Here is a 9,408-nt window from a genome sequence, read left to right as displayed (position 1 = left end):
GCCCCGGCGTCCGCCCCGGACGGGAAGCCGGCCGACAACCCCACCGAGACCCCCCGGCCCGAGCCCGAGTCCCCCCGTGGACCCGAGGACGGCGAGCCGGCCGACACCGCCGGAGGCGACCCCGCGTGAACGACGCTCTCGACGTCGCCGTCCGGCTTCTCATCGTCTTCGCCGTCTTCCTCGTCCTCCCGCTCGTCATCGGGCAGACCGAGCACAAGGTGATGGCCCATATGCAGGGCCGTCTCGGCCCCATGTACGCGGGCGGCTTCCACGGCTGGGCCCAGCTGGTCGCCGACGGTGTGAAGTTCGCGCAGAAGGAGGACGTGGTCCCGGCGGGCGCCGACCGCCGGATCTTCCAGCTCGCCCCCGCCGTCGCGCTGCTCCCCTATCTCCTGGTCCTGCTCGTCATCCCGATCGGCCCGAGCGAGGGCGCGGTCGGCCAGGTCATCGACGCGGGCATCTTCTTCGTGCTCGCCGTCATGGGCGTGGGCGTGCTCGGATCGCTGATGGCGGGCTGGGCATCGGCCAACAAGTTCTCCCTCCTCGGCGGTCTGCGCACCGCCGCCCAGCTGCTGGCGTACGAGCTGCCGATGCTGCTGGCCGCCGCCTCCGTCGCCATGGCGGCGGGCACGGTCTCGCTCCCCGGCATCCTGAACGCCTTCGAGTGGTGGTGGCTGCCCTGGCAGATCGTGGGCGCGCTCGTCTTCTTCACGGCGGGGCTCGCCGAGCTCCAGCGCCCTCCCTTCGATATGCCGGTCGCCGACTCCGAGATCATCTTCGGGGCGTACACCGAGTACACCGGTCTGCGGTTCGCCCTGTTCCTGCTCGCCGAGTACGCGGGCATCGTCGTGATCTGCGGTCTGACCACCGTCCTCTTCCTCGGCGGCTGGCACGGTCCGATGGGAGCGGACGGCCTCGGCTGGTTCTGGACCCTGCTCAAGACGGCTGTGCTCGCCTTTGTCGTGATCTGGCTGCGGGTGAGCTATCCGCGGATGCGCGAGGACCAGCTCCAGCGGCTCGCCTGGACCACGCTCATCCCTCTCGCCCTCGCCCAGATCGCCCTCACCGGCGTCGTGAAGGTGGTGATCTGACCATGTCCCCCATCCCCGGATCCGGGCTGGCCAAGGGCCTTGCCGTCACCCTGCGCACGATGACGAAGAAGACCGTCACCGCGCAGTACCCGGACGCGCAGCCCGAACTGCCGCCCCGCACCCGCGGTGTCATCGGGCTGTTCGAGGAGAACTGCACGGTCTGCATGCTCTGCGCCCGTGAATGCCCCGACTGGTGCATCTACATCGACTCCCACAAGGAGACGACCCCGCCGGCCGCGCCGGGCGGCCGTGAGCGCAGCCGCAATGTCCTGGACCGGTTCGCCATCGACTTCTCGCTCTGCATGTACTGCGGTATCTGCATCGAGGTCTGTCCTTTCGACGCGCTGTTCTGGTCCCCCGAGTTCGAGTACGCGGAGACGGACATCCGCGAGCTCACCCATGAGCGCGACAAGCTCCGCGAATGGATGTGGACGGTGCCCGCGCCCCCCGCGCTCGACCCGGCCGCCGAGGAGCCCAAGGAGATCGCCGCCGCCCGCAAGTCCGCCGAGAAGCTCGCCGCGGCCCGGGCCGCGTCCGCCGCCCCGGCGGAACCCGCCCCGGGAGGGACCGCCCCGGCGGAACCCGCTCCGGGAAAGGCCACTCCGGGAGAAGCCGCCCCGCCCGCGGGCGAAGGAGGCCAGGCATGATCCTCGCCGCCCAGACCCAGGGCTTCCTCTCGCCGACCGGCGTCGAGATCGCCTTCCTTCTCGTCGGCCTCGCCACCCTCGGCGCGGCCGTCATGACCGTCACCACCAAGCAGCTGGTGCACGCGGCCCTGTGGCTGGTGGTGGCGCTCGGCGGACTCGCCGTCGAGTATCTGCTGCTGACCGCCGAATTCATCGCCTGGGTACAGGTCCTCATCTACGTCGGCTCCGTGGTCGTCCTCCTGCTCTTCGGGCTGATGCTCACCAGGGCCCCCATCGGCCGCTCCCCGGACGCCGACTCCGGCAACCGGCCGGTCGCCCTCGCCGTGGCCGGAACCGCGGCCGCCGCGCTGGTCTGGGTGGTCGTCGACGCCTTCCGCACCCAGTGGATCGATCTGGACGGGCCCGCCCAGGGCTCCACCGAGGTGACCGGCTCGATCCTCTTCCGGCACTGGGTGCTGCCCTTCGAGGCCCTCTCCGTACTGCTGCTCGCCGCCCTCGTGGGCGCCATCGTCCTGTCCCGCAAACGCGCGGGGAACTCCGAGACGGACCCCGAGGGGGAGAGCTGATGCACCTCGCCTATCCCGCCGTGCTCAGCGTCCTCCTGTTCTGCACCGGCCTGTACGGCGTGCTCGCCCGGCGCAACGCGATCCTGGTCCTGATGTCCGTCGAGCTGATGCTCAACTCCGTCAACCTCAATCTGGTCGCCTTCGACGTCTGGCTGCGCGACGCCCTCCACTCCGGCCAGGCGCTCACTCTCTTCACCATCGCCATCGCCGCCGCCGAGATCGGCATCGGGCTGTCGATCGTCCTGATGGTCTACCGCAACCGCGGCACCTCGGACGTCGACCGCCTCCGAGACACCGCCGAGGGCCCCGACGGCACCCCCGACGACCCTGAAGCAGCCGCACCGGCGCAGCGGACGCAGAAGGCTGAGGCCACCGCGTGACCACGACCACCCTCGCCGCCCTCGTCCCCCTCCTTCCCTTCCTGGGCGCGGCGGCCGGACTGCTCCTCGGCAGAACCGCACCCGGGTTCGTCCGGCCGCTGGCCATCCTGCCGACCCTGACCGCGGCCGTTCTCGCGGTCGTGGTCGCCGTCCGGCAGGGCGGCGGCGCACCGATCGACGCGGCCACCCAGCTCACCCCGACCGGATCCGTCCCCATCGATCTGGCCCTCCACCTCGACGGCTTCGCGGTCCTCGTCGCCGCCCTGGTCGGACTCGTCGCCACCTGTGTGCAGCTCTATTCGACCGCCTATCTGCGCGACGACCCCCGCTACCCCTCCTACGCCGCCCTGGTCTCCCTCTTCACCGCCGCGATGCTGCTCGTCGTCTACTCCGGCGATCTGATGGTGCTGCTGGTCGGCTGGGAGATCATGGGCATCTGCTCGTACTTCCTCGTGGGCCACTACTGGGAGACGCCCGAAGCGCGCGCCGCCTCCCTCAAGGCCTTCCTGGTCACCAAGCTCGGCGACGTCCCCTTCCTCATCGGTCTGTTCGCGCTCGCCACCGACGCCGGGACCTTCCGGATCACCGGAGTCCTCGACGCCGTCGCGGCGGGCCGCCTCGATCACCCCACCCTGGTGGCGCTGCTGCTCCTCGCGGGCGTGGCGGGCAAGTCGGCGCAGTTCCCGCTGCACACCTGGCTGCCCGACGCGATGGCGGGCCCCACGCCCGTCTCCGCGCTGATCCACGCCGCCACGATGGTCGCGGCGGGCATCTACTTCATCGCCCGGCTCCTCCCCGTCTTCACCGCCTCGGCGGCGGCGCTGACCGTCCTCGCCGTGATGGCCGCGATCACCATGGTCGGCTCGGGCCTCGCCGCCCTCGCCCAGGACGACATCAAACGGGTCCTCGCCTACTCGACCATCGGCCAGCTCGGCTATATGGCGGGCGCGCTCGCGGTCGCCGACCGCGGAGCCGCCGTCTTCCACCTCCTGTCCCACGGCGCCTTCAAGGCGCTGCTCTTCCTCGCCGCGGGCGTGGTCATCCACGCCGCGGGCACCAACTCGCTGGCCGCGATGTCCCGGATGAGCGGCCTGGCCAAGCGCGTCCCCGATGCCTACTGGACGATGACCGTCGCCCTGCTGGCGCTCGCCGCCATCCCTCCCTTCGCCGGCTTCTTCTCCAAGGAAGCCGTGCTCGTCGCCGCCGAGCACACCGCGCTCGGCGAGTCCGCCGCCCCCGGCGCCGCGGGCTGGACCGTGCTGATCGCCGGTCTGCTGGCGGCCCTGCTCACCGCCGCCTACGCGGCCCGGCTCTGGCTGCTCGCCTTCCACGGCCGGGGCGAACCCGCCCCCGACCACGGCCGCGAGCCCCTGGCCATGACCTCCGTCCTCTGGCTCCTCGCCGTGCCCTCCTTCGCCTTCGGGCTGGCCTACGCCGTCATCGACGACTGGTTCGACGGCCACAGCCTCGCCCCCACCGTCATCACCGCCGTACTCGGCAGCGCCGCCGCCCTCATCGGCGGGCTGACCACCTATGGCGCCTGGCGGACCCTCCGCCCCCGCGCCGCGCTCCCGGCCATCGCCACGCCCGGCGACGCGCTCGTCGCCCACCCCGACGCCGCGCCGTCGGTCGTCGAGTCCGAGGCGGTGGCGGCCCACACGCCCGCCTACGGCTCCATCGCGTACGCCTCCGATCTCGCGGACCCCGGCCGGATGCTGCTCGGACCGCTGCACCGCCACGCCGCGGCCGGATTCCATCTCGACGCCGTCTACCACCGGCTGTTCGTCCGCCCCGTCCTGGCCGGGGCCGAGCTGGTCCGCTTCCTCGACCGCGAGGTCGTCGACGCCTATGTACGCGGTGCGGGCACCGGCGCCAACGGGCTGGGGTGGCTGGTGCGGCGGGCCCAGACCGGCAATGTGCAGACCTACCTCGGCGCGCTGCTCGCGGGCTCCGTCGTCCTGGCGGTCGCCGCCGTCGTCCTCTCCAACGTCAACGCGGGATCGTGAGCCGTGATCGATATCAGCGAGTCCGTGATGCAGTTCCTTCTCGCGTTCATCGTCGTCGGCCCGCTCATCGGGGCCGTGGCCGCGCTGCTGCCCGCCCCTCCCGGACTGCGCGGCACCGGCCCGGACCAGGCGGTCCTGCGCCACGGCGTCACCGTCACCGGGGCGATCCTGGCCGCCGCCATCGCGCTCGTCATCGGCTTCGACCATGACCAGCCGTCGAAGATGCAGGCCACGACGGACATCAGCTGGATCCCCGCACTCGATGTGCGCATCCATCTCGGTGTCGACGGCATTTCCCTCCCCCTTCTGGTCCTGACGGCGCTGCTGAGCTTCCTCTGCGCGCTCTACAGCTACTTCAAGCCGCCCACGGGCCCCTCCCCGAAGGCTTTCGTCGCCCTGCTGCTCGTCCTCGAATCGGGGATGCTCGCGACCTTCGCCGTCCTCGATCTGGTGCTGTTCTTCCTGGCGTTCGAGATGGTGCTCATCCCGATGTACTTCCTCATCGCCCGCTGGGGCGGCGAGGCCAGGCAGCCCGCCGCCTGGAAGTTCATCCTCTACACCCTCCTCGGCTCCGTGGTCATGCTGCTCGGGCTGCTGCTCATCGGGCTGCAGAGCGGCACTTTCGACATGGTGGCACTCGCCACTGACAACGGCCGGGGACTGACCGCGTCCACGCAGGTCATCGCCGTTCTGGCGATCGGGATCGGCCTCGCGGTGAAGACCCCGATGTGGCCGCTGCACAGCTGGCTCCCCGACGCCCACACGGCGGCCCCGACCGTGGGCTCCGTACTGCTGGCCGGTGTCCTGCTGAAGATGGGAACGTACGGGTTCGTCCGTATCGTCCTGCCGATCGCGCCCGAGGGCATGCAGACCTTCGCGCCCTATCTGGCCGCCTTCGCCGTGGCCGGCATCGTCTACGGCTCCCTCGCCTGTCTCGCCCTCGCCAAGCAGGGCGCGGCCGGCGACCTCAAGCGGCTGATCGCGTACTCATCGGTCGGCCACATGGGCTTCGTCCTCCTCGGCATCGCCACCATGACGCCCACCGGGGTGAACGGTGCGCTCTTCGCCAACGTCGCCCACGGCCTCATCACCGGCCTGCTCTTCTTCCTGGTCGGAGCGCTCAAGGACCGCTACGGCACCGCCGATCTCGACACCCTCGCCGGAGCCGCCGGCGCGGCCCTCTACGGCCGCGCCCCCCGCCTCGGCGGACTGCTCGCCTTCGCCGCCGTCGCCTCCCTCGGGCTGCCCGGCCTCGCCGGGTTCTGGGGCGAGATGCTCGCGCTGTTCGGAGCGTTCGACCCGGCGCCCGGCCTCAACCGCCCCGCCTTCCTCGTCTTCATGGTGATCGGCGGCTTCGGCACCCTGCTCACCGCCGCGTATCTGCTGATCGTCGTGCGCCGCGTCTGCATGGGCACACCACCCCCCGAGGACCGGCGCTCCGGTGCGCCCGCCGCGATCCCGGACGTCCGGACCTACGAACTCGTCACCTGGTCCCCGCTCGTCGCCCTCACCGTCCTCGCCGGACTGTGGCCCGCGGTCCTCCTCGGCCTCACCGACCCGGCCGTACAGAAGCTGCTCGCAGGAGGCAAGTCGTGATCACGGCCATCCGCAGCGCCGCCGAGACCATGAACGGCGCCGCCGCTCAGGAAGCCGCGACCGACGGCGCCCTGAGCCCCGCCGTCGCCCCCGGCGCCGTGAGCCTCGCGGACGCCTCCGGCGGCGCCGGCCTGGTCCAGTCCGTGGACTGGCTCGCGATCGCGCCGCCCACCATCACGGCGGTGGTCGGTCTGATCCTCCTGGTCGCCGATCTGTTCGTCCCCGAGAAGCGGAAGGGGCTGCTCGGCTACGGCGCGGTCGCCGGCCTCACCGTGGCGATCATCAGCCTCGTACCGCTGCTCGGCGAGGACCGCACGACGTTCTGCCTCACCACCGACACCACCGCCTGCAGCTACACCGCGGACGCCTTCGCGCTCTCCATCCAGCTCCTGGTGCTCGGCGGCGCACTGCTGACCGCGCTGCTCTCGCTCCACCGCACCCGCGATGAGCTGCCCGCCGGGGAGTACTGGTTTCTGCTGCTCTCGTCCACCGCGGGCGCGGCCCTGCTGCCCGCGTCCCGGGATCTCGCCACCCTGATCGTCGCCCTTGAGGTCGCCTCGCTGCCCGCCTTCGCGCTCGTCGGCATGAGGCGCGGCGACCGGCTCTCCAGCGAATCGGCGCTGAAGTTCTTCCTCTCCTCGGTCACCGCGACGGCCGTGACCCTGCTCGGCGTGAGTTTCGTCTACGCCACCACGGGCAGCCTTCATCTGACCCGCATCGCCGCGAATCTGGGCGATGTCTCCGGCCAGCTGGAGACCCTCGCCAGGACCGGTGTCGCCCTGACCCTCATCGGCTTCGCCTTCAAGACCGCCGCCGTCCCCTTCCACTTCTGGGTCCCCGACACCTATGTGGGGGCCCCGCTGCCCATCGCCGCCTTCCTCTCCGTCATCGGAAAGGCGGTCGGCTTCTCCGGTCTCGTCCTGGTGACCGTCATCGCCTTCCCGGGGTACGCCGACGTCTGGGGCCCGGCGATCGCCGTCCTGGCCGCGCTGACCATGACCGCGGGCAATGCGGCGGCCCTGCGCCAGTCGGCGTCCCGCGACTGGAGCGCGGTGCGGCTGCTGGCCTGGTCCTCCGTGGCCCAGGCCGGATACATCCTGGTCCCGATCGCCGCCGCCGCGTACGCCGGTGCGGACCAGATCGGATCCACCGTCGCCTACGCGCTGATGTACGCGGTGGTGAACCTCGGCGCGTTCGCCGTGGTCACCGTCGTCTCCCGGACGAGCCCGCGGAACCGGCTCTCCGATTACCGCGGCCTCTGGTACACCCGCCCGCTGACCGCCCTCACCCTGGGCTTCTTCCTGCTCTGCCTGGCGGGTCTGCCGCCGGGGATCATCGGGCTGTTCGCCAAGGTGACGGTCTTCTCCTCGGCGGTGGACGCGGGGCTGGGATGGCTCGCCGTGGTCATGGGCGTCAATGTCGTGATCGCGCTGTACTACTACCTGAAGTGGACGGCGATCCTCTTCCAGGCGCCCGGGACCGCGGACGCCGGGGCGGAGAGCGCCGGGGCGGAGAGCGGCGGGGTCGCCGTGAGCGGCGCGGGAACCCTGGTGCGCACCCCCGTGGCGGTCACCACGGCCATCGCGCTGACCGCCGCCGTCGGTGTCCTGCTGTCCGGGTATCCGCAGCTGGTCCTGCGCTTCGCGGCCACCAGCCTGTTCTGACCGTCACCCGAACGGACCGGCCCCCCACCCGGAGCATCAGGGAACTGGTGCCCTTCGCCTGGCGTTGACCAGTACAGAAGGGTCCACTGGAGAGTGGAGCACCACCAGCAAGGGTTCCCCTGCCGCACCACCTGGAGGGCGTACCGTGCACCGCCGGCACAATGGGCTGAAGACCGCCGTTCTCCTCGGGGGACTGTCCGCGCTGATCCTCGTCATCGGCAGTTTCTTCGGCCGTACGGGGCTGATCGTCGCGTTCGTCGTGGCGCTCGGAACCAACGCGTACGCCTATTGGAACAGCGACAAACTGGCGCTGCGGGCCATGCGCGCCCGCCCGGTGAGCGAATTCGAGGCGCCCGGCCTGTACCGGATCGTCCGTGAGCTCTCGACCGAGGCCCGTCAGCCGATGCCCCGGCTGTACATCTCGCCCACCCAGGCCCCCAATGCCTTCGCCACCGGCCGCAATCCCCGTAACTCCGCGGTCTGCTGCACCGAAGGCATCCTCCGGATCCTCGACGAGCGCGAGCTGCGCGGTGTCATCGGCCATGAGCTCAGCCATGTCTACAACCGCGACATCCTGATCTCCTCGGTCGCCGGAGCCCTCGCCTCGGTGGTGATGTTCCTGGTGAATTTCGCCTGGTTGATCCCCGTGGGCCGATCCGACGACGACGGCCCCGGCTTCGCCGGGATGCTGCTGATCGCGATCCTGGGCCCGGTGGCCGCCGGCATCATCCAGCTCGCCGTCAGCCGCTCGCGGGAGTACGAAGCGGACGCCTCGGGGGCCCAGCTCACCGGTGATCCGCTGGCCCTCGCGAGCGCTCTGCGCAAGCTGGACGCCGGTACGAAGCAGCTGCCGCTGCCACCCGAACCCCGGCTGGAGACCGCGAGCCACATGATGATCGCGAACCCCTTCAGCCAGGGCAAGGCCCTGTCCAGGATGTTCGCCACCCACCCACCCATGGCGGAGAGAATCGCCCGACTCGAACAGATGGCAGGTCGTCGCCCATGAAGACCATCCTGAACATCATTTGGCTCGTCCTGTGCGGCTTCTGGATGTTTCTCGGCTACATGCTGGCGGGCGTGCTGCTGCTCATCACGATCATCGGCATCCCGTTCGGCCTGGCGGCCTTCCGGATAGGCGTCTACGCGCTCTGGCCCTTCGGCTACACCGTGGTCGACCGGCGGGACGCGGGCACCCCCTCCTGCATAGGCAACGCGCTCTGGCTGATCCTTGCCGGATGGTGGCTGGCCCTCGGGCACATCCTCACCGGCATCGCCCTGTGCCTCACGATCATCGGCATCCCGCTGGGCATAGCCAACTTCAAGCTGATACCGGTCTCGCTGCTTCCGCTGGGCAAGGAGATCGTCCCCTCGGACCGCCCGTTCGCCGCCCGCTGAGCTCCCGCTAATGTCGCCGCTGAGCCCTGCCGGCCGGTCCGGCCGGCCGCTGACACGCCTTCA

Annotated in this window: 9 protein-coding genes; all 9 read left to right on the top strand. The window is 70.8% G+C overall.

Annotated features, from left to right (window positions below; all coding sequences use genetic code 11):
• Positions 1–125: 125 nt before the first annotated feature.
• Entirely contained in the window at positions 126–1,091 is a 966-nt protein-coding gene (locus FF041_RS28840; protein ID WP_323392999.1) for a complex I subunit 1/NuoH family protein, read from the top strand.
• A 2-nt stretch (positions 1,092–1,093) separates the two neighbouring features.
• Complete coding sequence (locus tag FF041_RS28835) at positions 1,094–1,738, top strand: NuoI/complex I 23 kDa subunit family protein (RefSeq protein ID WP_153525511.1); 645 nt, start codon at positions 1,094–1,096, stop codon at positions 1,736–1,738.
• A complete protein-coding gene (locus FF041_RS28830; RefSeq protein WP_153485594.1) occupies positions 1,735–2,304 on the top strand; it encodes an NADH-quinone oxidoreductase subunit J family protein in 570 nt (189 codons plus the stop codon). Before FF041_RS28835 ends, FF041_RS28830 begins: the two co-directional genes overlap by 4 nt.
• Complete coding sequence (gene nuoK / locus FF041_RS28825) at positions 2,304–2,684, top strand: NADH-quinone oxidoreductase subunit NuoK (RefSeq protein ID WP_153485596.1); 381 nt, start codon at positions 2,304–2,306, stop codon at positions 2,682–2,684. Before FF041_RS28830 ends, nuoK begins: the two co-directional genes overlap by 1 nt.
• Positions 2,681–4,690: an NADH-quinone oxidoreductase subunit 5 family protein gene (locus tag FF041_RS28820; protein WP_323392997.1), complete on the top strand. Its 2,010-nt coding sequence runs from the start codon at positions 2,681–2,683 to the stop codon at positions 4,688–4,690. Before nuoK ends, FF041_RS28820 begins: the two co-directional genes overlap by 4 nt.
• A gap of 3 nt (positions 4,691–4,693) precedes the next feature.
• The gene (locus FF041_RS28815; protein ID WP_323392995.1) at positions 4,694–6,286 is read left to right on the top strand and encodes a complex I subunit 4 family protein; all 1,593 of its coding nucleotides are present in this window, start codon (positions 4,694–4,696) and stop codon (positions 6,284–6,286) included.
• 29 nt (positions 6,287–6,315) lie between these two features.
• Positions 6,316–7,950 (top strand): NADH-quinone oxidoreductase subunit N, encoded by a 1,635-nt coding sequence (locus FF041_RS28810; RefSeq protein ID WP_153525525.1) that lies wholly within the window; start codon positions 6,316–6,318, stop codon positions 7,948–7,950.
• Positions 7,951–8,095: 145 nt separating this feature from the next.
• A complete protein-coding gene (gene htpX / locus FF041_RS28805) occupies positions 8,096–8,956 on the top strand; it encodes a zinc metalloprotease HtpX (RefSeq protein ID WP_323392993.1) in 861 nt (286 codons plus the stop codon).
• Positions 8,953–9,345 carry a YccF domain-containing protein gene (locus FF041_RS28800; RefSeq protein ID WP_153525510.1) on the top strand — a complete coding sequence of 131 codons (393 nt, stop codon included), beginning with the start codon at positions 8,953–8,955 and terminating at the stop codon, positions 9,343–9,345. The genes htpX and FF041_RS28800 overlap by 4 nt, the downstream gene beginning before the upstream one ends.
• Positions 9,346–9,408 lie beyond the last annotated feature (63 nt).

This window comes from Streptomyces jumonjinensis, assembly GCF_009600885.1.
GTDB lineage: Bacteria > Actinomycetota > Actinomycetes > Streptomycetales > Streptomycetaceae > Streptomyces > Streptomyces jumonjinensis.
Note: the sequence above shows the minus strand (reverse complement) of the source record. Positions and strands in the feature narration are given on the sequence as shown.

Excerpts from the sequence above, each read along its gene's own strand:
- FF041_RS28835 (WP_153525511.1), top strand. The coding sequence starts at position 1,094 with ATGTCCCCCATCCCCGGATCCGGGCTGGCCAAGGGCCTTGCCGTCACC.
- FF041_RS28800 (WP_153525510.1), top strand. The coding sequence starts at position 8,953 with ATGAAGACCATCCTGAACATCATTTGGCTCGTCCTGTGCGGCTTCTGG.
- FF041_RS28830 (WP_153485594.1), top strand. The coding sequence starts at position 1,735 with ATGATCCTCGCCGCCCAGACCCAGGGCTTCCTCTCGCCGACCGGCGTC.
- nuoK (WP_153485596.1), top strand. The coding sequence starts at position 2,304 with ATGCACCTCGCCTATCCCGCCGTGCTCAGCGTCCTCCTGTTCTGCACC.
- FF041_RS28810 (WP_153525525.1), top strand. The coding sequence starts at position 6,316 with ATGAACGGCGCCGCCGCTCAGGAAGCCGCGACCGACGGCGCCCTGAGC.